At 33.1% G+C, this 22406-nt stretch carries 22 protein-coding genes; 10 read left to right on the forward strand and 12 right to left on the reverse strand.

What is annotated here, in order from left to right; translation table 11 throughout:
* Positions 1-74: 74 nt before the first annotated feature.
* The 5 genes from BG04_RS27665 to BG04_RS27690 all read right to left on the reverse strand — a co-directional run bounded on the left by BG04_RS27665 (position 75) and on the right by BG04_RS27690 (position 5020).
* Positions 75-1225, reverse strand: a protein-coding gene (locus BG04_RS27665; protein WP_115648253.1) for an IS3 family transposase whose coding sequence is annotated in 2 segments (ribosomal slippage) — positions 75-955 and positions 955-1225 — 1152 coding nt in all. Because the reading frame shifts where the segments join, the coding sequence is not laid out codon by codon here.
* A gap of 153 nt (positions 1226-1378) precedes the next feature.
* Positions 1379-1972, reverse strand: coding sequence for a GNAT family N-acetyltransferase (locus BG04_RS27675; RefSeq protein WP_370511589.1), 594 nt, complete (start codon positions 1970-1972; stop codon positions 1379-1381).
* 83 nt (positions 1973-2055) lie between these two features.
* Positions 2056-3288: an MFS transporter gene (locus BG04_RS27680; RefSeq protein WP_034655853.1), complete on the reverse strand. Its 1233-nt coding sequence runs from the start codon at positions 3286-3288 to the stop codon at positions 2056-2058.
* Between the two features lie 4 nt (positions 3289-3292).
* Positions 3293-4336, reverse strand: coding sequence for an ArsR/SmtB family transcription factor (locus BG04_RS27685; RefSeq protein WP_034655856.1), 1044 nt, complete (start codon positions 4334-4336; stop codon positions 3293-3295).
* 267 nt (positions 4337-4603) lie between these two features.
* A complete protein-coding gene (locus tag BG04_RS27690; protein ID WP_034655860.1) occupies positions 4604-5020 on the reverse strand; it encodes a hypothetical protein in 417 nt (138 codons plus the stop codon).
* Between the two features lie 534 nt (positions 5021-5554).
* Here BG04_RS27690 and BG04_RS27695 point away from each other — a divergent pair.
* From BG04_RS27695 to BG04_RS27735, 8 genes are all read left to right on the forward strand, one after another.
* Positions 5555-6553 (forward strand): formamidase, encoded by a 999-nt coding sequence (locus tag BG04_RS27695; protein ID WP_034655861.1) that lies wholly within the window; start codon positions 5555-5557, stop codon positions 6551-6553.
* A 480-nt stretch (positions 6554-7033) separates the two neighbouring features.
* The gene (locus tag BG04_RS27700) at positions 7034-7216 is read left to right on the forward strand and encodes a hypothetical protein (protein ID WP_034655863.1); all 183 of its coding nucleotides are present in this window, start codon (positions 7034-7036) and stop codon (positions 7214-7216) included.
* A gap of 794 nt (positions 7217-8010) precedes the next feature.
* A complete protein-coding gene (locus BG04_RS27710) occupies positions 8011-8427 on the forward strand; it encodes a carboxymuconolactone decarboxylase family protein (RefSeq protein ID WP_034655867.1) in 417 nt (138 codons plus the stop codon).
* Between the two features lie 217 nt (positions 8428-8644).
* Complete coding sequence (locus BG04_RS27715) at positions 8645-9856, forward strand: macrolide family glycosyltransferase (protein ID WP_034655870.1); 1212 nt, start codon at positions 8645-8647, stop codon at positions 9854-9856.
* Positions 9857-9893: 37 nt separating this feature from the next.
* A complete protein-coding gene (locus tag BG04_RS27720; protein WP_034655872.1) occupies positions 9894-10532 on the forward strand; it encodes a FusB/FusC family EF-G-binding protein in 639 nt (212 codons plus the stop codon).
* A gap of 302 nt (positions 10533-10834) precedes the next feature.
* Positions 10835-11704, forward strand: coding sequence for an alpha/beta fold hydrolase (locus BG04_RS27725; protein WP_034655875.1), 870 nt, complete (start codon positions 10835-10837; stop codon positions 11702-11704).
* 81 nt (positions 11705-11785) lie between these two features.
* Positions 11786-12190 carry a cytidine deaminase gene (locus tag BG04_RS27730; protein WP_034655877.1) on the forward strand — a complete coding sequence of 135 codons (405 nt, stop codon included), beginning with the start codon at positions 11786-11788 and terminating at the stop codon, positions 12188-12190.
* Between the two features lie 261 nt (positions 12191-12451).
* Positions 12452-13918, forward strand: a complete 1467-nt coding sequence (locus BG04_RS27735) for a serine hydrolase (RefSeq protein ID WP_034655880.1) — start codon at positions 12452-12454, stop codon at positions 13916-13918.
* A gap of 196 nt (positions 13919-14114) precedes the next feature.
* Here the strand turns inward: BG04_RS27735 and BG04_RS27740 are convergent, their stop codons facing one another.
* The 5 genes from BG04_RS27740 to BG04_RS27765 form a co-directional block, all read right to left on the reverse strand.
* Complete coding sequence (locus tag BG04_RS27740; RefSeq protein ID WP_034655882.1) at positions 14115-14717, reverse strand: GNAT family N-acetyltransferase; 603 nt, start codon at positions 14715-14717, stop codon at positions 14115-14117.
* 177 nt (positions 14718-14894) lie between these two features.
* Positions 14895-15437, reverse strand: coding sequence for an HAD-IIIA family hydrolase (locus BG04_RS27745; RefSeq protein ID WP_115648272.1), 543 nt, complete (start codon positions 15435-15437; stop codon positions 14895-14897).
* 176 nt (positions 15438-15613) lie between these two features.
* The gene (locus tag BG04_RS27750; protein ID WP_034655887.1) at positions 15614-16048 is read right to left on the reverse strand and encodes a GNAT family N-acetyltransferase; all 435 of its coding nucleotides are present in this window, start codon (positions 16046-16048) and stop codon (positions 15614-15616) included.
* A gap of 835 nt (positions 16049-16883) precedes the next feature.
* Positions 16884-17765 carry an IS3 family transposase gene (locus tag BG04_RS27760; protein WP_034655892.1) on the reverse strand — a complete coding sequence of 294 codons (882 nt, stop codon included), beginning with the start codon at positions 17763-17765 and terminating at the stop codon, positions 16884-16886.
* Between the two features lie 8 nt (positions 17766-17773).
* Positions 17774-18070, reverse strand: a complete 297-nt coding sequence (locus BG04_RS27765; RefSeq protein WP_034655895.1) for a transposase — start codon at positions 18068-18070, stop codon at positions 17774-17776.
* A 618-nt stretch (positions 18071-18688) separates the two neighbouring features.
* Between BG04_RS27765 and BG04_RS27775 the strand changes: the two genes are divergently transcribed.
* Both BG04_RS27775 and BG04_RS27780 read left to right on the forward strand, forming a co-directional pair.
* On the forward strand, positions 18689-19216 hold the full coding sequence (locus tag BG04_RS27775) for a DinB family protein (protein WP_370511590.1): 528 nt from the start codon (positions 18689-18691) through the stop codon (positions 19214-19216).
* 40 nt (positions 19217-19256) lie between these two features.
* Positions 19257-19796: a DUF1697 domain-containing protein gene (locus BG04_RS27780; protein ID WP_034656161.1), complete on the forward strand. Its 540-nt coding sequence runs from the start codon at positions 19257-19259 to the stop codon at positions 19794-19796.
* Positions 19797-20183: 387 nt separating this feature from the next.
* Here the strand turns inward: BG04_RS27780 and BG04_RS27785 are convergent, their stop codons facing one another.
* Positions 20184-20537 (reverse strand): hypothetical protein, encoded by a 354-nt coding sequence (locus BG04_RS27785; protein WP_034655903.1) that lies wholly within the window; start codon positions 20535-20537, stop codon positions 20184-20186.
* Positions 20538-20718: 181 nt separating this feature from the next.
* Positions 20719-21612 (reverse strand): MarR family transcriptional regulator, encoded by an 894-nt coding sequence (locus BG04_RS27790; RefSeq protein WP_034655906.1) that lies wholly within the window; start codon positions 21610-21612, stop codon positions 20719-20721.
* Positions 21613-22406: the final 794 nt, after the last annotated feature.

Consider the following 22406-nt stretch of genomic DNA (forward strand, 5'->3'; position numbering starts at 1 on the left):
CTTTTAATTGAATAAAAAAAGCCTTCTCCTATCGGGACTGACCCCTGTTTTTGAGACAGGGATCAAAACACCTTTTAAACGACCAGTTGCCGATATTGTACAGGTGACTGGTTGTTTAGTTTTGTTTGAATACGGGCATTGTTATAGTAAGTAATATAGTTTTTGACGGTTTGCTCTACGATGGTGGTCGTAGTGTATGTCAACTCGTCAAGGTAGAACGTTTCAGACTTTAGCGAGGAATGAAACGATTCGATAGAGGCATTATCTGCGGGAGTCCCTTTGCGGGACATACTCATGGTAATGCCTCTTTCTTTGATTTTTTGTTGATAAGCATACGATGTGTACACAGAACCTTGATCGCTATGCAACGTACATCCTTCAGGCAAAGAAGGAAGTTGGCTTAACGTATCTAAAACAAACGCTACGTTTTGACAATCACCAATGGAATACGCAATGATTTCTCCGTTAAATAAATCTTGAATACTTGAAAGATACAACTGTTTAGGTCCAAAAGGCAAGTAGGTAATATCCGTAACTAGTTTTTGAAGTGGACGATCAGCTCGAAATTCACGATTTAATACATTCTCTGCAACCTGATAAGGTTGCCCTGTTCGCTGACGTTTCTTCCGTTTTACACGACATTGCCAACCATACTTCTGCATGGTACGCTGCACAAACTTATGATTAATCTTCATCGTTCGATTGAGTAATGCTGTAATCTTTCGATAGCCATATCGAAACTTGTGTTTATGACATTGTTCACCCACTTGTTGTTCCATCCATTTTTTTAATGTAGCCCGTTGTTTATGGTGCTTCCAACGATAGTAAGTAGATCGAGGGATATCAAGATGTAAACAAATTTGATAAATAGGTACCTGACCTTTCAATTCTTCCACCACATTCACTACAATTTCTGGTACCACTTCCTTTCCAATTCCTTGTACTTTTTTAAGATCTCAATCTGTTGCTTTAACTGCCGGTTCTCTGCCTTCAATTTAGACGTCTCGCTATCAAATTCTGGACCTTTCCCATACGAATATTGCTTGCCTACAGGCTGTTCGAATCGATGCATTTCCCCATTTTTATACCATGTCATCCACGTTTTTAATTGGGTATGATTACGAATATTCAGTTGTGATAATACTTCTTTTACAGGTACACCAGCTAATCTCATTTCAATGGCTTTTAACTTTACTTCTACCGGATAACTGACTCTTGTCCCCATAGAAAAAACACCTCCAAGTTATTGTTAGGTACTACATACCCGTTTTTTAACTTAAAGGTGTTTTTTATTTGTCTCACTCTAGGGGGTCAGTCCCATCAACAGAAGGCTTTTTTCTTGCTATATTAAATAGCATATTGAAGACAATATATACTTTTATTTAAGTAATTCTTTTTGATAACAAATGCATTCATGGATTCTTTTATATTCACTCATAAGTTTTTCCTTTTCGGTGCCTGTATAATGGGCAAATGCTTGAACTGGGTGTAAATCTTGCACTGAGCTATTAATCGCTTTCCGTATTTCCTTAGAGCTTTCAAGGAATACATGAAAATAAGAGGTCTTAGCTTCAAAACTGTTTTTTAGATACCAATTGTTTACCCAATCATCATCACGAGTCCATGCTTCGAGAAAAGTAATACCTAGTTTTCTAACTCGATTCTCTGCTTCACAAAGTAATTGATAGGCAATTCCTTTACGACGAAAGTCAGGATGAACAGCTATATGCCAAACCATACCTCCAAGATTGTTCCCTTTTTTAGAACAAATTGTTCCTGCCTGCATTTCACACTCAATATCGATAAGCCCTACCACCTGATTATTTTCTATAGCTACTAGTTCAACTGCCAAATTTTCATATTGTTCCTTCCTTGTAAGAACGTTATCAAAATATGCAGTATCTAAGAAAGCTAACACTCTACATCGGACCCAACCAATTTCATCTGTCCTCTTATAATCTCTTATATACAAGAAAATCCTCCTAAACTCAAAAAACTTTTAATATAAAATTCTTTAAGAATTAGCTAATGTCCTTGTTGATTATGAAGACTTACTTACATGTTAGAGAATTCCTTCTTTTCCTCATTGAGAAATGAAAAGAAAGGTAAAGTAAGAGCAAATAAAGCAGGAATGATAATTAAACTTCCAATTATCATATATAAGAGCCGAATTCCAGATATCTCAACTACCTGACCAGCAAATAAAACGCCTAGTGGCATGGTTACTCGTATTAAAAAAAGTCGGACAGAGAAAATTTGTCCCATTAACTGAGTAGGAATGGTTTTCTGATAAAAAGTAGTTTGATGAACATTAAAAAATGGAAAACACACACCTCCAAGAAACTCACATAAAATAGCAAGAGGTATAAATTCAACAAATCCCAACAGAAGAAAAGATATCCCTCCCATCAATAGACCTGATAGCATTATATACCTTCGTACTCCTTTACTTTCCCATTTACCGACTAAGAAAGAACCCACTACGTACCCTAATGGAAAACCTCCTATAAACACCCCATACGTAAACGAAGTTCCTTTCAGTTCTTCTAAAACATAAGGAACATTAATAACCATGGTTACCCCCACACTAAATTGAACAAGAGAAGTAAAAAAGCCTAACCATATCAGTTGTTTTTGCTTAAAAAAATAACGATAACCAACTAGTACTTGCTTTAACCAAGGAATCTTTTGTTCTTGCTGTTTTAACATAGGTTCTTTTAAATAAAATAAGCTAATGGCACTAAGTAGAAAAAGCATCCCAACGACTATATAAGTAGATGAGGTTCCTAAATAAGCTGCTACAATGCCTCCTATTGTTGGTGCTAAAAAACTCATTGTTCGTACCGTTCCATCCATCCAGGCATTCATTTGTGTTAATTGATTTTCTGCCGCAATTGTAGGTAGCAAAGCTGAGGCAGCAGGAACATAGAGAGGTTGCAAGATTCCAAGAATCGCTTGAATCACAAATAAGCTCCATACCTCCATGTGACCGGAAAACATTAAAATTACAGGTGAAAAGAACACCATACTACGTATAACTTGGGAGCTTAACATAACGTGTTTTCGACTTACTCGATCAATCATAGGCCCTATAAAGAGTTGAACGAGTAAAGATGGAATGAAATAGGTTAGCCATAGTGTTCCCATTACTGATTTTGATCCAGTTAGCTCATATAGCCATAAAGAGTTACACAAGGCACCTATCGCACCTCCAAGTTCAGAGATGCTTTCACCTATCCATAAATATAAAAAGGAACGGTTAGCAAGAACATGTGAAGGTTTCTTCACCTTATTATTTCCTTTCCAAAAAACGTTGTAGTTTTTCTTGGAGAGAATTGAGATTCTCAATTTGAATATAATACCGAGACTTGTGTACTTTCACAATCCAAGCAGCTCGAAGTAAAGCCAAATGATGATGAACAGTGGACTTGGGAATCGTAAGCTTTTTCGTTAATTCTTGAAGAGAATAATCTTTTTCAGTCAGTAACTTAATAATCTTTAATCTAGTTTCGTCTCCAAGAGCCTTATATCCATGAAGTAAAGCAGATGGTGGAGAATATGGATCTTCTATTTCATGAACATTCTCATCAGAAATGGGATAATAAAAGACTTTAACTCCTGGTAAAGTAGTTTCTACGTTCCAAGGACGATAGACATATTGAGGAATCAGTAAAACTTGATGGATGGATGGTTCCGGTTGATAATCAATGCCTGTCACATGCTTCACAAATTCTTCTGATGTATAAGTTGAATAAAGGGCACGTTTTTGTTGAACATCTCGTTCTAACATGGCTGTAAACTCTGTATAGTTGGGTTCTATAACGGTCTTATACCAACCTTCAGATATAATTTTTAAGTGTTTTTTTAATACATCAATGTCAACCATTGAAATGTATTCAATATAGGCTGGAAAAAACTTATGGTGTTTGCAGCTGTTCATTAAAGAAGCAATTGCTTCTTCCTCCTTATGAGAAGCTTTTCTTCGAGTTTCTTCATGTCGAGAACCAATGTAAGGTAAACAATATCTTCGCACTTTACTTTCAGGGAGTTGATAAAGAAATTCAATGAAGGTCTGAAGTGAATCAAAATGATTAGAATGGAGAAGTTGCAGCAAAGCAAACCACGTATTGTATTTATGTGTGTAGTTCAACTCTTTCTGGACTGTAGAAGATAACTCGTTTTTAATATCCTCCCAATAACCAGTGGGTTTTTCTAACGTATGATGAAAATCATAATATGTATAAGCAGCGATACCTAATCCCATTTCAAATAAAATCGAATATTTCATTTGTGTCGAATACGTTTCTCTCATAGAATTTAAATTCATTATTTTCATAAGCCATCTCTCCTTTCTTTATATTCTATATTTATAGAATATAAAATTCAATATTTTTAGAATTTTTATATAAATACACTTCTTGATGTATCAAATCTTAATGCATATCGTATGCAAATCTAGTTAACATAAGCAATATTATCGGCAATCATAAAGAAAAAAGCATCCTTAATTTTGATTAAGGGTGCTTTTTTTGATTACTTTACACTATAAGTAAATCTGAAATATTGAATAATTTATAAAGATAAATTTAATAAGTTCGCTATTCTATCTGTCAACAAATTTACTTAACTTTCTAAATTCATCAGAAGAAATCTTTTTATGTTCATACTGAATGACACTATAATCAGTATAATTTTCACCAGGAAGCCTAAGGGTCATACGGATTAATTTGTATGGAGGATTAATCGCACCTTCATATCCGATTACCCTTAATGTAATATCGTAAAAATCGCTTTGCTCATTTCTTGCAATTTTCTCTATACGTCCTGATGTGAATAGTTGTAAATCTCCGTGTTTATTCATGACATTTAATATGGTAGGACCAAGCCCCCTAAGAAATGCTAATTCCATTACTGTAGGTGGATTATTCTGAGGGATGCGTTCAGTTTCAGCCATAACATTGACGCGCCAATTAAAGGTAAGAAGGATGCTTATTATACACATTACAATTAATTTACTCAAGATGGGCTTCCTTTCTCGATATAGTTTTTCATAACAAATAACTTTTTAAAGATAAGTCATTTTATTTGCAAGATTGAATCACATTTTGAAGAACAGGAGGCCCGATTTTTTAGATATCCCTTCGTCAGCTTCTTCATTTAGTTGATTGTTTTTTGTTGAGTAGATGCTTTGAATTCATTTTCAGATTTAGAAATTACTAGAGTTGCCACACCATTTCCAATTAAGTTTGTTACCCCGCGAGCTTCTGCTAAAAAGCGATCCAAGCCAAGAAGGATGGCCGGTCCTTCGGTTCTGGTGCAATAGAGCCTAAATTTGCACTGTATTTGTGTCCTAAATTAGAACAATGTTAGATGATTTAACATAAATGTTGTAAAAAACATTCAGAAAATATAGTATTTTTATGTGGTTCATAAATTAATAAAGAAGAGGCAAACTTGATTTTTTAGAAATATTCTAGGGATAGAGTAAGATGAGTTTGTCTAAATAAGTTCTCTTATTAAAATAATAATTAAACAAGTCCAAGGGGGATTTTTTATGGGTAGCATTGGAAGTATGGTAAAACCAACAAATGGATTTTTAACTGCTTTAGTCCAGTATCCAGTACCAATAGTTGATTCAAGAGCTGATATTGATAAACAAATCAAAGAGATTGTTAGAACAGTCCATTCAACAAAAGCTGGCTATCCTGGAGTAGAGTTAATTGTTTTCCCTGAATACAGCACTCAGGGTTTGAATACAAAAAAATGGACAACAGAGGAATTCTTATGTACCGTACCTGGACCAGAAACGGATCTATTTGCTCGTGCTTGCCAAGAAGCAGAAGTATATGGTGTCTTTTCTATTATGGAAAAAGATCCTGATGGTGGAGACCCATACAATACAGCAATTATTATTGATCCTCAAGGAGAAATCATATTAAAATATCGTAAATTAAACCCCTGGGTACCAGTTGAACCATGGCAAGCAGGTAATTTAGGCTTACCTGTTTGTGACGGGCCGGGTGGTAGTAAATTAGCAGTTTGTATCTGTCATGATGGCATGTTTCCTGAAATCGCTCGTGAGGCTGCATATAAAGGCGCGAATGTATTAATCCGTATTTCAGGATATAGTACACAAGTCAATGATCAATGGATTTTGACTAACCGTTCGAATGCATGGCAGAATCTAATGTACACTTTGTCTGTAAATTTAGCAGGTTATGATGGAGTCTTTTATTATTTTGGTGAAGGCCAAGTATGTAACTTTGACGGAACTACTTTAGTCCAAGGTCACAGAAATCCTTATGAAATTGTTACCGCAGAGGTTTACCCAGAACTAGCTGACCAAGCTAGGATAGGATGGGGACTTGAAAATAACATTTATAATTTAGGAGCTAGAGGTTATGTATCTACTCCTGGGGGAGTAAAAGAGAATCCATATACATTCATTAAAGATTTAGCTGAAGGAAATTACAAGCTTCCTTGGGAAGACAAAATTAAAATTAAAGATGGATCAATTTATGGATATCCAGTAAAAAATACAGTGCGTTCGTAAAGAGTTAAAAGTAAGAAGACCCTATCTATACAAACTATAGATAGGGTCTTCTTACTAATTGACAAGTATTTATAAGAAGAGAGAGAGGGGGAATAAATCTTTTTAGTTCTTCTCTATAAAACCAATATAATAACATTTTTTGAAAACATTTCTTTTTTATTGTTTAGTTAACGTAATCGACGTTTATAGCAATGAAAAAAGTTGAGGAAACTTTATCAAAGGACCTTTAACCCTGTATATCAAAAAAAGAACCTAATAATAGGTTCTTAAAATAACTTAACAGGTAACTTTTTTAATTCTTTTGGAGTTTTTCTAAACATTGCTTTCATACCTAAACTTGCTAATTTTTTTCTCTTTTCAAAAATCACATCTTTATATTCATCCACTTATTCTTAAAGGATTTATTGAAAAACTATAGAACATATTATTTGCCAAAAATTATATAAATATTTTCAATTAAAATTGAAAGCAGGTGAAAGTATGGGAAATGAAAAAATGGTTGAATTACTTGATAAGTTAATTGAAAGGTCTGAAAGGTGGTCTAAGGATGCAGAAAAAAGAAAAGATCTAAATAGTTCAATATTTTATGAGGGACAAACGAAAGCTTTTGAAGAAGTAAAACGAATGTTTAAGCGAAATATAGATAATTATTCACACTTATAATCTGTACACGAAGAAAAAACTACTGTTCCCCACTCCAAGCAGTAGTTTTTTTCTGTTTTTAGGCTGTATATGCTATACAAACTTAGTTTACATAAGACTGATTCGCGGAACAAACTCCACCATAGCAAAAAGCCACTTTCACAAGTGGCTTTTAAGTTATTCTTTATCATTAATAGAACTGATCTTGTGACGCACATTACTTATAAACTCTCTAATCAGATTTACTACAAAAAATATACCGCCATATAAACCTATTAATAGGGTGCATGCTATTGTTACTAAAGGATGTATATTCAAAAGGGCGATAATTCCCAGAATCACTACCGGAGAGATAATAAGAATCATTTTCTGCGTTTCATTTTCTAAAGCACACCATATGGACCTAAACACAATTAATCATCCTAACTTTCTTTATCATTTTCATACAAATTCAAAATAGAGCAAATGCCTTTTTAAATTGGAAATTAAATATTTTGATAATTTGATTAAAAAGGTGCTTCCTTTCCAGAGAAGCACCAACATATAGTACCTAGTTCAAACTTATTTTATCATATCTCCAGCTCAGTTTACTTCCAAATTCAACCGATGTATCAACTAGTCTAATGTGTTAACTGATCTAATAAAGAAAGATTTTTAAATGTATATAAGTTCTTTACATTACATTTGTAATAAAAGAAGTAACCTTTAGTTCTATTTGTATCTTATTTTACTGTTATTTATTTTGAACTAAATTCTCAAAAGATCTGAGAACTTTTAGAATAAAGGGTGAAAAATAATAAGGGAGGATTAATAAGATGACAAATATTTCTTTATCTAGCAATGGAAGCACGCCTTTTCAGCAGCTATTAGGCCATAACGCAAATATAATGAATGCTTGGAACAATTTAGGAGAAATTTTGGGAGAGGATAACAGCTTATCAGCTACTCTGAAAGAGCAAGTTAGAAGAACATTAGCTCAAAAAAATGGATGCGAATATTGTAAAGCAAAAGGAAAGCCTAACCCAGATTTATTTGATGAAAAAACGTCTCTTGCGGTAGGTTTTGCAGAAGTTTTTTTAAAACAAAGAGGGGAAATAAATGAATCTTTTTTTCAAGTGTTGAAGGAAACTCTCACGGATCGTGAAATTAGTGAGTTGTGTGCATTTATCAGCTTTACTACAGCTTCACAATACTTTGGAGCCATGTTATCTTTGAAGCCAACTACGGAGTAACTATATCGTCTGGTAGATGAAGATTTCTTCCAGGCGTAATAAAAAGTATAAATATGTAGATTTTATTTCATATTTATTTTATCTATTTAATAAATGTATTTCTGTTCGTAAACTAAGGGGGAAGGCATGATTTAAATAAGATAAAATACATAATCTTTATTAAAATTTACAGCAAATGTGAAGAGAGCAAATACCTTTTAAAAAGGGAGGCAGTTAAATGGGAAAAGTTCTATTTTTTAATTTTCCTGGAGAAGGTCATGTTAACCCTACAATTGCACTAGTAGAAGAGTTAGTAAAGCAAGGGGAAGAAGTAGTTTATTACTGTGTAGAAGAATATAAAGGCAAAATAGAAAAAACAGGTGCTTTATTTCGCCCCTATGAAAATTTCCTAGATCCTTCCCATACAACCAAAAGGGTGGAGAAGAAAATAGATCCTCTTGAAACGTTGTTACATATGGGAAGGTCCATGGACAAGGTGATAGAGAATATTTTAAATGAAATAAAGGGTGAGAAATATGACTACGTAATTTATGATAATAACTTTGCTGCAGGATGGATTATTGCAGACATTTTAAAGCTCCCTAAAATTTCTTCTTGTACGACATTTGCTATTAATGACAAGATTTTTTCTACCCTTATGAACATCAGAGGAGAAATGGATAAAAACTCCCCCAAACATCAAGAGATTGAAGAGATTACAACAAAATGGAGGGACCAATATGGTGTGATTCTTACTAATAATAAGAATCTGATGACATGTCCCGGCGATCTCACCCTTGTATATACCTCAACGCTCTACCAACCTGATGCTGAAAAATTTGATGAATCCTTTGTTTTTGTTGGTCCATCTATTGCAAAACGTCATGATACAGAAAGCATTCGTTTGGAGACAAATCGGGATAAGAAACTCATTTTTATCTCCATGGGAACGGTATTTAACCACCAGCCCGAGTTATATACAGCATGTTTTGAAGCATTTAGGGATAGTCCATATACTGTGGTGTTAGCAGTAGGAAGGCAGACAGATCTTGAACAATTTAATAATGCTCCTTCTAATTTTATAGTTCAGCCTTATGTAAACCAATTAGAAATTTTAAAACAAGCAGATATATTCATTACCCATGGGGGGATGAACAGTTCCAGTGAAGGGCTTTATTTTGGTGTTCCTCTTCTCGTGATTCCTGTTATGGGCGATCAGCCGATAGTGGCTAAACGAATTGAAGAATTAGGAGCTGGGTTACAACTCAATCGCCATGAACTAGATGCTCTTACATTACGAAATACGACCGAACAAGTACTATTAAACCCTTCGATTAAAGAGAATAGTAAAAGAGTTGGAAAGTCTTTACGAGAAGCCGGTGGATATAAACGGGCAGTGGAGGCTATTTTAAAATTTAAAGAGGACATGAATAAACGTAAGCCTAGTTGATTTTACATGACATTAATTTAAAGCAGAGGGGATAAAAGTGGAACCATTTATTAAAAGTTATCAATTTAATTTCATCGAAATGCAAGCTCAAACCTTGGTTAATGGACATGCTTCAGTTAACGATGAAGCAGTTCTTAAGGCACTAAGGTATAGTTCACAAGACAAAATCCTGAATTTATTTCCAGATATTGATAAGCAACAAATGGATTTATTAAATCCCTTTATTGAAATAAAGGAGAAGCTCGACGCGGAGCGTTTTTTGTTAATATTAAGACCTTATGTTATTCCATTTAAAGAAGTAACAGAAAAAACGGTTAAAAAATTATTTCCTAAAGTTAAAAAATTAAAAGTTCCAGACTTTGATCATATAGATCTTAAAAAAGTCTCATATTTGTCTTGGAACGATAAAGGATCTGGTAAGAGATATATCATTGCAGAGTACAAAGATAAATTAATTGGTCTACAAGGGACGTTTAAGAATAGTAACCAAAAAGGGATTTGTACTTTTTGTAATGGTATCTCAGAGGTAGGTATGTTTATGACTGAAGTTAAGGGAGATATAAAGGGGACGTATATAAAAAGAGGCAATTACATTTGTCAAGACAGTGAAAGTTGCAATCACAATTTAACTGAAAAAGATAAATTAGATACTTTCATTGAATATATTCTTAAATGAAAATGTCTAAGTGTAAATCACTATTTTTTCTGGATAAAAGGAGTGAAATTATGCTTAGGCTTGTCTTATTTAACTTATGGATAAGCTCTCATAGGGAGTTACCAAAAAAAATTGTCGAAAAAAAAGAAGTGACACCCGCATATACAAGTATTTCACAACAGATTTATAGTAAGAAAAATGATTGACAAAGCTATAAGAACAAAACTGTAAATGATTCCTGAATAAAAATAAAAGAATTGTAAGCTATAGATACTAATTTTATATGTGAAAGTTAGTTAAAAAGCTTTTAGGGAGATGGTTAAATGAATAATTTAGAACTAGACTATCAAGGAAATACTTATAGTCAGTCATATGATAAGAGCCTAGAATTATGGCCAATTAAATTTTCTACTCGCTTCATAAAAACCTCTCAAGGCATAACACATGTTATTGATAATGGAAATGAGTTAAATCCACCTATAATATTACTACATGGAGCAAGAATGAGCTCCACTATGTGGTATTTAAATATTGCGGACTGGAGCAAAGATTATAGAGTGGTTTGTATTGATATTTTAGGAGACAAAAATAAAAGTATTTTAGAGAAAGAATTTACAGATCGTTTTAGCTATGCCTTATGGTTAAAGGAAGTATTGGATGAATTGCATATTAGCAAAACACATATTGTAGGATTGTCATATGGTGCTTTACATACTGTCAACTTTCTCTCTTTTTTCCCTGAGATGGTTAATAAAAGTGTAATCATGAGTCCTGCGGCAACCTATCTTCCATTCAGTCCTACTTTTTATTCATATGCTTTTGAATTGGTACATAAAAAAGAAGGCGTAGAAAGGTTTCTAAAGTGGATTTTTAATAATCGTTATACAGTTCATCCATTTATAAAGGCGCAATTAATAGCAGGAATAGAGAAGGTTAGTTCTGTAAAGAAGAATCAGAAAGAGGAAGGATTTCCATATATTTTTAGAGATGAAGAGTTAATTAAAATAGATAATCCCTTCTTGCTATTACTAGGAAAAAATGAGGTAATGTACGATTCAAATGAGGCCTTTTATCGTGCAAGAAATTCTTCTCCCAATTTAACCGTGGAGATGGTGGAAGGTGTTGGACATTTAATGTCGATGGAAAAGCCTAAGTATATCAACAGAAAAGTATTAGATTTCTTTAGTAAATAGTTGTAGTAAGTATTCATAAGAATGAAGCGTTAATTAAAATAAATTAAATTCATAAAGACTATTCTTGAAGAGGTGTAGTACATGGGGATTGAGGAAGAATTATACACAGAAGCGATAAATTTCATTCAGAAACGTTATCCTACTGGGTGGGGAGGAGCAGCAGCAATGAGGCTTGAAAGTGGACAAATACTCATTAGTGTTGCTCCTAAAGTAATTAACGCGTCAACAGAGTTATGTATGGAAACAGGTGCAATTTGTGAAGCTCATAAGCTCGGTCAAAAGATTACTCATAGTATTTGCGTGACTAGAGACGATACAAATTCTAATTTCAAAGTTTTGACGCCTTGTGGTGTATGCCAAGAGCGCCTTTTCTATTGGGGACCAGAGGTTAAAGCTGGTATATATTCTGCTGAAAATGAGTTAATCTTTAAAACCTTAAAAGAAATCCAACCATATCATTGGTATGAAGCGTATCAAAATCATTAATAAAAAAGAGAATGGCACAAATATAGTATTCTTTCTTTTTATTTCCGACAAAGTACATGTTTAGCTACCGTACCGTGATCTATTCGTAGTTAAGGATCTATAAGGCTGTTTTATTATTCGAAAAAAAATATATGTGCGTCAACTACAACTTCTAGTGAGAGCCTAAAAAATTATGACATCTTTGTTAACAACAAGGTCTTTCTCCTCCCTATCTCGAAATAACCTACTTGTAGAAAAAAATGGTAAAGGAGACAAAATCTTATGCAAAAAATAAAATCCTCTCTTACAGGTCGCCTACGTGATTATACAAAGGAAATGATGAAAGATTTAAATGTGCCAGGGGCATCAGTCGCAATCATAAAAGATGGAAAAATTATTCTTTCTGAAGGATTTGGGTATCGCGACATTGAAAATAAAAAACCTGTTACACCAAATACACTGTTTGCAATTGGTTCATCTACAAAAGCTTTTGGTACACTTTCTCTAAGTTTACTTGCCCAGCAACAAAAGTTTAATTGGGATAAATCCATTCAGACTTATATTCCTACTTTTTCACTCCATGATCCTCTAGTAAGCTCACAAACTACAGCTCGTGATTTAGCCTCTCATCGTTCTGGTGTTAGTCGTCATGAACTGCTATGGTATGGATCTTCATTAACACGAAAAGACATCGTGGAAAAAATTCAATATTTGGAGCTAGATGCACCATTTCGTACAAGCTTTTTATATAATAATTTAATGTATGCAGCCATTAGCTATATGGTAGAAGAAATTACAAATCAGACATGGGAACAGTATGTAACCGAACATATTCTGCAACCTCTTCATATGGAAGATACAAATTTCTCGGTTACTACTTCACAAGAAAAAGATGATCACGCATTTCCATACATTGAAAAAAACGAAGATATAGTCAAAGTCCCATTTCGTAACATCGATACAGTTGGCGCTGCGGGATGCATAAATTCAAATATAGAAGATATGGCCAAATGGGTGCTGTTCCATTTAAATCAGGGGAAAGTGGGCGAACATGAGCTTATTACACCGAATATGTTACAGCAGATGTATCAACCGCATATCCCAATTCCGGATGAACCACTTTTATCTACATCAGAAACAACACTAAATTGTTATGGACTTGGCTGGTTTATTAGTGCATATCGCGGTCATAAAGTAATCCATCACGGTGGGAATATTGACGGATTTTCAGCACTCGTATCTTTTATACCAGAGGAAAATATGGGGCTTGTTATATTAACAAACACTGGAACAACGTTATTACCATCTTACCTTGCGAATCAAATTTATGATGAGCTTCTAGAGCTAGATGCAATTGACTGGCATAAAAGAGCTGTAGAAGATACAGCTAAATTTAAAGAAATGATGAAAGAATTAGATAAGCCTCTTCCACAAGTAAAAGAGACAACCTTTACACATGCAGTAGAAGAGTATACAGGGATATTTGAGCATCCTGCATATGGAAAAATTGAAGTGTATAAACAAAATGATACGTTATATTTAAAGTGGGAATCAGTTGATATAGAGATGAAACATCATCATTACAATATGTACACAACGAAGTGGAATCTTTCTCATACAGAAATGAATGTATTAATTGCCTATGAGATGGACGTAGAAGGAAAATTATCGCAGTTAAAATTAAATTTACCACCCATGTTGAGTACAAAACCGATTGTGTTTAGTAGAAATGTAGATAGAAATTCATAAAATTAAATATAAAACTTACCATACATCAGTTTTAATAAAAAGAAAGTATTAACCGAGGCGCAACTTCTCGCTTAATACTCTCTTTATAATTTTTTATATGGATATAGCACTAAATAGTAGTATTCAACCTAATTTTTCAGTATTTTTTTCTTTAGATAATCGGTAACATATTTATATCCAGTTAACATAACAGGTATTATCGGTAGAAATTAAAATCTACAAAGTTTTTTTCTTTTACATTTATCCATTCATCAGAAATAATGCTAAAGTAAACATCATCACGCTTATTTCCATTTTGATCTATGTAATTATTTCTAAAAATACCTTCCTGTTTTGCACCTAGTTTTAAAATCGCTTTTTGTGAACGAATGTTATCTATGTCTGCACTTAATTGGACTCTATTAAACTTCATTTCTTCAAAGATGTATTTTAAAAGTTCATATTTACAAGCATGATTTAAACCAGTTCCTTGGAACTCCTTACCATACCAAGTCCATCCAATTTCTAATCTTTTATTGTGAAAATTTATGTTTCCTAGTCTTGTGCTTCCTGCCACACAATTAGTTTTTTTATCTATAATGATAAAAGGATAAGATTTACCTTCATTTCTTTCCAATAAAGTTGAATTTATATAATTTTTTAAGTCTTGATCTGTCTCAACGACCATACCCATATAACTCCAAATTGATTCATCAAAGATAATATCTTTTAGGCCCTCTCTATATTGTTCTTCAAAAGGAACTATTGAGACTCTAGAATTTTCTAATTTAATATTTTGGCTAAATAAAGAATTCATCATTTATAACATCCTCTACATTTGTTTGATAAATTAAATTGTATATGGATTAACTTAAAATAAAAGCGACAGATTTCAAATAATCTAAGGTGTCACTTTCAATGAATTAGAAAAAGAATACATAACTTTAGTTACCATAATAACCGTTAAATAAATAAACCATAGAATGAACTCTATGGTTTATTTATTTAGTAGCCAATTGATACCATCATTTAAATCTTCTGCAATATAGCTTGGATCAATGTCTTCCCATTTTTCCCTATGTTCATTTAAGGCTTCCTGTCCTGCCCCAGTTTGCACAAGTATTGTTTTAGCTTTTACCTTTGATCCTGCTACAATATCAGTCCAACGATCTCCAATAACAACGCATTTAGTTAAATCTAAGTTGTAATCATCTGCTGCTTTTAAAAGCATTCCTATCCCTGGCTTTCTACAAGAACAACCCTCAGTATGACTATGTGGACATACATAAATACCATCAAAGCCAAATGCTTTTAACTCTTTAATAAAATCCTCTTTACTTGCTTCACCTCTAGAAATACCAGGCTGGTTCGTAAAAGATAAAATCTTAATATTTTTCTCTTTAAGAATTTCAATAATTTTTTTAGTGAAGGGAAACAAACTAAATTCTCCTGGGTAATGAACAGTATTATCTCCACCAATGGTTCCATCGCGATCTATAAATATTGCTTGGATATTTTCTAATGGTAATGTACTCAAAATAAATCCTCTTCTCTTTTTTGGAATATATGTAAAATATAAGATTTATCATACAATTTAATAGGGATTCCTTCAATGAAAAGAAGCTTATTTTCTTATAATCTGCACTATCATAGCCTTTATACTTCATACATTTTTAGTTAACATAAAACCTTTTATCGGTAGGAAAAGTACTTGAATTAATTCAAGTACTTTACAAATAGAACCTTATCTTGATTGTCTTTATTCCATTGTTCAATTTCAAAACCCATTTTAGTATGATAAGCAATTGAAGCTTTATTCACAGGAGAAGTCACACAGCGAACAATATTGCGGCCACTTTGTTTAATTACATCGAAAAATTGATTATATAGTTGTCTCCCAATACCTTTTCCCCTGTACTCCGGATGGATTCCAACAAAATGAATGTATGCTTCATTCGAATAGGATTGAGATAAGAATCCAATTAAAAAGCCTATGATTTCACCTTCTTCTTCAACAATAAAACTAGTATTTTTAAAATGATCAAAAAAAAGCTTTGGCAACAAGTCAGACATTTGCCTTCCATTCCACCAGTCGTTGATTAACGGAGATATTACATAATAATCTGATCCTTTCACTAAACGAACTGTCATTCTAATCTCTCCCTAATTTATTTATGAATTTACTTAAATTGATGCTATCACAGGAAGAAAATGCTATGTTGTTCTTTCTTATTTTTTATTAATGAGTGCTAATATGAAAAGTGAATAGAATATACAAAATCAGTTTCCATAATCCATATTATCGGAAATCAATAACAAAAAAACGCCTAGAATACTAACTCTAAGCGCAGAGATCTATATTTGTTCAGAATTACTAGACTCAGTAGTATTTCTCTTTTTTAATTCAAGAAGGAGAGCGATAATCCCAATAAGTCCACCTATCGTAAAGAGGTAAGAAACAAATGGTATTGGTTCACTTATTAATAAACCTCTGATTCCAAAAACAAATAAGATAATATTACTGATTAAACCAATCACAACTCTAATATTTTTACTAATGTTTTTCTCCTCCTTGTATTTTGCTTTTTAATCTATATAGAATATTTTACCATATTAACCTATTTGATAACATGAATATCATATGCAGAACTAGTTTAGATAAAGCCTCTTTCCGGAACCAAGCAAGCAAAAGAACCCTTGCGGCAGTAGGGTTCAGCTAAGGATCATTTTGCTTGAGTATGCGTCTTTTTATACATCGTTGATATGACTACGTTCTTTGGGTAGTTGAAAGAAACGAGAATGTATAAAAAGAGCTCCTTTTATACATATGCAGCATCAAGAAAAATATAAATAAATTGGAAAAATATGATATAATTTAATAGTTATGGCATTCATTCTTCAACGAGTGTGAATCCTAAAAAGCAACCTCACTCCTATGACAAAAATGGAGTGACCCCTGTCAAATAGACAGTCTTAAGAAAACTACCTATGCAGCCTGAGTTCTATACTGATAAGGACTCAGGTTATTTAATTTTCGTTGAAATCGTTCATGATTATAAAAATTTATGTATTGGTGAACGGCATTTTTGACTTCATTGGCTGTTTGGAATTTATATAGATAGAAGCATTCCGATTTAAAATGACTAAAGAAACTCTCTATACAAGCGTTATCCCAACAGTTGCCTTTTCTAGACATACTAACTTTCATCCCATTCGCTTTTAAGAAGCGATGATAAGCACGAGATGTATATTGAATTCCCTGATCACTATGTATGAGGACTCCTTCTAAATTTCTTCGTTTCTTGGCAATTTCGAGTGTATCCATTACTAATTTCAAATCATTCCTCGAACTTATCTTATAGGCAACAATTTCATTGTTGTACAAATCTTTAATCGCTGATAAATACAAAGATTGTCCATTAAAAATTAAATAGGTGATATCGGTTACCCATTTCTGGTTAGGCTGCGAAGCCTTAAACTCTCTGTTCAGATGATTAGATGACAGAACGAAAGCTTCTTTTTTTCGATAATATGGCCGTTTTTTTCTAATAATAGCTTTTAGCTTCAGCTCTTTCATTAACCGTTGAATACGTTTGTGATTTACATGTAATCCATATACGACCTTTAACCAGGTCTGTACTCTCCTATATCCATAGATACCTCTGAACTTTTGATAGCACTCTCTTATTTTTTGTTTCATTCTTCTATCTTCACATTGCTTATGAGAAGGGGAATCCTCACGGTTCCGCCATTTATAATAGCCACTTCTAGAAACCTCTGCAATTTTACATAAGAGGCAGATAGAGAAGCGTTTCTTTGACATTTCTTTAATAACTTTATATTTCTTTTGGATAGGTACTGCTTTCATTCCTCCTTTTACACCTGTAAGAGCTTTTTTAACATTTCATTCTCAGCTTCTAATCGTTTTATTTTTGTTTCTGTATCTTCTGGATAAGTAGATGGATGCCCTATTGTAGAGCCTTGTGTTTTTCCTCTTTTTTCTTCAAGGCCTTTCAGGCCTTCAGCTTCAAAATGTCGAACCCAGCGCAGAACGGTTGTATGGTCAATCCCTAATTCTTTTCCAACGGCCTTACAGCCCATTCCATCCCAAAGATATAAATCGACTGCTTTTTTCTTAAACTCAATGTTGAATGTCCTCCTCTTTTTCCCCATAAAAAATCCCCTCCATAGTAGACAGAATAGGTTGCTTTCTTTTATTTGTCTACTATAAGGGGAGCATACCAGAGTAAGGTAGTTTCTCCATTTACACCTCAGAAAAAAGAAATTGTTGGGAGGATAAATCCTCTTTTATAGTTTGCTCAGCATATAGAATGTTATTCATTATTGCAAGTACACAATGATCTAAAATTGAATATGACATATCGTCTATAAAGGTAAATTACTTTTTTTACGTCCATAAAGGTCTATTTTATTAACTAAATAGATGTTCTGTCGTTTGATTCTACATAGTCTAAAAAGGTGTACCTTTTTGGACTATGTACATTGGAGAGCCTTAACCATAGATTATGTATTGTATCCAGAATTAATCAATGTAACAAAAAACACCAAAATAAATATAATGTTACATATTTTTGTTACAACAATATTAGGGATTTCAGAGATTCATTATACTTTTGAGTTATCAGTAACAAAACTGGTCGTTTTTGTTGCGTATGAAATACCTAGTTTTTATTTTTGGTTGCATAGAATGGGGAACAGGTGAAAAAATCTTATTTGAAAGAAGGAAACATCCCTTTTTTATAGAATGTAAGTACTTTACTTAAGAGGAGGGTGATCTCATTGGGAAAAAGAGCTTTACTGGTATTTTCATTACCAGAATACAAAGAAGAAATTGGCCGATGGCTATGGTGTTTAGAAGATGTTCGCCGTACTCTTCTAACACAATTAAATGGCACCAGCCAATGTATGCTTGATACAAAAATTGATGAAAGACAAACGATTAGCTCACTATTATATCACATTGCATTTATCGAGGCAGATTGGTTATATAATGAGGTTCTTGTTACTGAATGGGATTCCGAAATACGGTCGTTGTTTCCATTAGAAAATAGTTCTGAAGATGGCTCTTTAACCCACATTAAAGGACAAAGTTTAGAGGAACATTTTTACCGTCTTAATAAGGTGCGAGAAGTATTTCTTTATCACTTTCGTTCAATGGATTTAACAGATTGGCGTAAACCAAGAGTACTTGAACATTACGACGTTACACCTGAGTGGGTTGTTTACCATTTGATTGAACATGAATCTCATCATAGAGGTCAAATTTTCCAATTACTTAGAGAACTACGAAGCGATTAAGATGTTAAAGTAATGAAATAAAACAAAAGAGGTGCCAAAAATAACTATTTATATTGCTTTATTACGGGGCATTAACGTAGGCGGGCACAAATTAATAAAGATGCAAGAATTAAAGAACGTATTAACAAACATGGGATTAGATAAAGTTAAAACCTACATTCAAAGTGGAAATGTAATATTTCATTCCGAAAGAAATGCAGAACAATTAGAAGAACAAATGGAGCAAGAGATTAGAAGTGCTTTCGGTTTTTCTATCATTATTATCTTAAGAACAGCTTCAGAATGGGAACAAATTATTAACAATTGTCCTTATCCAGTTAACTCGTTATCGGAAGGAGAGAGTGTACATATATCGTTGTTAGCTAAAGAACCTTCTAAGGAATGCATAAATCATTTACTCAACTATAAAAGCGAGATGGAGCAATGTTGCATAAGGGGCAGAGAGATTTATTTATATTTGCAACAAAGCATCCGGCATTCTAAGCTTTTTGCTCAACTTCAGAAGGTAGGTGTTCCAGGAACATCTCGCAATTGGAAAACCATTAAAAAGCTCGGAACTATGGTAAATGAAATACAATAAGTAGTTTGAAGAAATCCTTATAATTTCGTTGTTCAACTAATACGAAGAGTGTGTTAGTTATTTATTATGTATCTTGCGGAAAAATAGGCAATTTTTCTACTTAAGTCGGGTAGAAAGGAGTCCTCGCGGACGCCTTCCCCCCCAAGAACCTTACGTGACAGATTTCCCATCATACGGATCAAGCCTTCTTTTTATCCAAACAACTCTTTTAATTAATACAAGGTACATGTACCAATTTAACAGCTTTACCTGTAGAAACTTCTAGATTTCGCACAGTAACTTTTTCTCCATTTTGTAGAGTTCTGATACACTAAAATTAATGGGCGGTCTTTGTTATTAATATTCATCTGGAATAAGGTTTTCTTGTACTGGCATCCGTACAATAAATTATTGTTTCTTGAGATTATTAAAATAATCTTTTAATGCTTGGAATGAGGGAGCTGTTTTATAATAAAACGTATGGTCTTTATTCGTGATTTCATAATCAGGCCAAGGAATAGATTGATATAATTCATTCATTGAATTTCTAGACCCAGCTAATATAAATTTAGCTGTATCAGGTTGAGTAATAGCTATATAAGCTAGGCCACTTTTACGACTTAAAGTTTGGAAAACAGAGTATTTCCCTTGAATTCCTAAGGTAGCTAAATTAGCAGGATAGTAGACAACATCATTACAAGGTGTTGGTAAAACAATTAAGTCTTTAACTAAAGTAAATGGAGTTAAATCTTCTGTTACCATTTTCATCACCTCTTCTATATAAGATAGACTAATTATTAATCATAATCGTGAATTTTACAACTAAATCTTCTGTTTGTAATTACTTTTAAACAAAAAGGACAACGAACTTCTTCCCAGTGATTCTATTTGAATTTATGAAATGAATATACCCATAATTTAAAAGAAGTAAAGGACAAGGATTTTAACTGGTCAATTTCTTTTTGCGTAATCGGTTTAATCTTCTTTGAACCCCATGCCTTGATCGTCCTATTAGTTGGCCGATTTCTTGTTGAGTGCGATTTTCCTCGTAGAACATATACCATAGACGAGCATCTTCTTCTTCTGTCCATTTTTTATTTTCATGTTTAGGGCGATTAGAATAATCACATCTTCTTTGTTTCTTTACCCAATCAGGCTCTGGAATTAGAGTATTTCTAGGTATCTTAGAAAAGTTAAGAAGTTCTTTATTCTGTTCAGCCCATTTCCAAAAAGCCAATACATCGATTCCTATAAAGTTCCGTGTTCTTGCCCGCGTCATTTTATAAGGCAATCTATTATTCTGAATCCAGTTATAAATGGTATGAACATCAACTTGGAGGCACTTTGCTAGTTCATACACCGTAATATTTCCTGTATGGGCCCTTGCTCCATATACACCTAAGCGATTTAATCTAGACTCTAACGCAGGTATACTTCGTTGTAGTCGTATAGATATGTGTTCAAGAGATTTAGATCCATAATACTTTAGTAGGTATTCATCTTCTTGACCGGTCCATCTACGTAGCGTTTCTTTTCGTGCTAGTTTTAATATTTTAATACGAGTAGCAACAGAAGAAGGGCTCTTACCTAAATGATTTCCTATTTCACGATTATTCATGATATCAATATTTTCTGTTAAAAAAGTATCTTGCTCCGTTGTCCATTTTTTACGTAAGCAATTTTCTTCACTACGAAGGTTTAATCGTATAATCCGTTTATTAACGGATTCTTTGCTACGATTTAAATGTTCACCAATTCTTTGGAACGTCATCTGTCCATATTGTTCTTCCAGGAATAAATCTTCCTCCTTGGTCCATAGCTTTTGATTTTCACTCAATGTTATCTCCCTCCAGTTCGTGTAGAAATCTAAAGTGAAGAAGACAGTAAAAAGGGCGTTAGTAACCTGTACTAACGCTCCTAATGGTATTCATATTTTATGGATTAGTAGAGCTTTTATTTGTGATTATCTAGATTAGTTATAATATGTCGTGTTATAGATATGTATATAATATATCATATTTTCACATGGACAAATAAACATAAATTCCTATTTATAAAGCTATAAAGTGCTATAGTGAAAATAAATACCTAGTTCTTCTCTATGTTGGAAAATGGGTTCAGTTCAGGCAGTAGGAATTCTAGATGAGGCTATTTTCTCGTTTATGTAGTTTTTTATACATTCTTGATGTGTCAACGTTTTTCAGAAAGGTGATTAATTAGTAAAACTTATTTTAAATATAAATGATTTTTACGTAAATTTATAATTTATCCTTGGCGAAAACGTTTCCTAAATTATACAATAATCTCAAGTGCAAAATTACATTTTGTTACGCAACTCTTAGGAACACCTTGCCCTTTATCATGTTTTTAGCCATCATGAGTAGTTAATCTATATTTAAACGGTTTTTTACTAGGATGATAGGATTAAAAAACATAGGAGGTTTATGAATAAGTATGACAATTCATAAGGTTGACACAGAGGTTTTGTATATGGATAAACGTTTTAAAGTTATTCATGTTTATAATTCTGGTTATTGTGAAATTCGTAAAATCAGTAATTCTTATCAAGTAGAACTAGCATTATTAACCGATTTGGATACCATAAAATAAAAACGTCTATTAATTATATCA

Source organism: Priestia megaterium NBRC 15308 = ATCC 14581 (assembly GCF_000832985.1).
Classification (GTDB): Bacteria; Bacillota; Bacilli; order Bacillales; family Bacillaceae_H; genus Priestia; species Priestia megaterium.

Coding starts and splice junctions, on each gene's coding strand:
- BG04_RS27735 (WP_034655880.1), top strand. CDS start 12,452: ATGCAAAAAATAAAATCCTCTCTTACAGGTCGCCTACGTGATTATACA.
- BG04_RS27695 (WP_034655861.1), top strand. CDS start 5,555: ATGGGTAGCATTGGAAGTATGGTAAAACCAACAAATGGATTTTTAACT.
- BG04_RS27760 (WP_034655892.1), bottom strand. CDS start 17,765: ATGAAAGCAGTACCTATCCAAAAGAAATATAAAGTTATTAAAGAAATG.
- BG04_RS27750 (WP_034655887.1), bottom strand. CDS start 16,048: ATGACAGTTCGTTTAGTGAAAGGATCAGATTATTATGTAATATCTCCG.
- BG04_RS27730 (WP_034655877.1), top strand. CDS start 11,786: ATGGGGATTGAGGAAGAATTATACACAGAAGCGATAAATTTCATTCAG.
- BG04_RS27710 (WP_034655867.1), top strand. CDS start 8,011: ATGACAAATATTTCTTTATCTAGCAATGGAAGCACGCCTTTTCAGCAG.
- BG04_RS27725 (WP_034655875.1), top strand. CDS start 10,835: ATGAATAATTTAGAACTAGACTATCAAGGAAATACTTATAGTCAGTCA.
- BG04_RS27740 (WP_034655882.1), bottom strand. CDS start 14,717: ATGATGAATTCTTTATTTAGCCAAAATATTAAATTAGAAAATTCTAGA.
- BG04_RS27765 (WP_034655895.1), bottom strand. CDS start 18,070: ATGGGGAAAAAGAGGAGGACATTCAACATTGAGTTTAAGAAAAAAGCA.
- BG04_RS27785 (WP_034655903.1), bottom strand. CDS start 20,537: ATGGTAACAGAAGATTTAACTCCATTTACTTTAGTTAAAGACTTAATT.
- BG04_RS27685 (WP_034655856.1), bottom strand. CDS start 4,336: ATGAAAATAATGAATTTAAATTCTATGAGAGAAACGTATTCGACACAA.
- BG04_RS27715 (WP_034655870.1), top strand. CDS start 8,645: ATGGGAAAAGTTCTATTTTTTAATTTTCCTGGAGAAGGTCATGTTAAC.
- BG04_RS27700 (WP_034655863.1), top strand. CDS start 7,034: ATGGGAAATGAAAAAATGGTTGAATTACTTGATAAGTTAATTGAAAGG.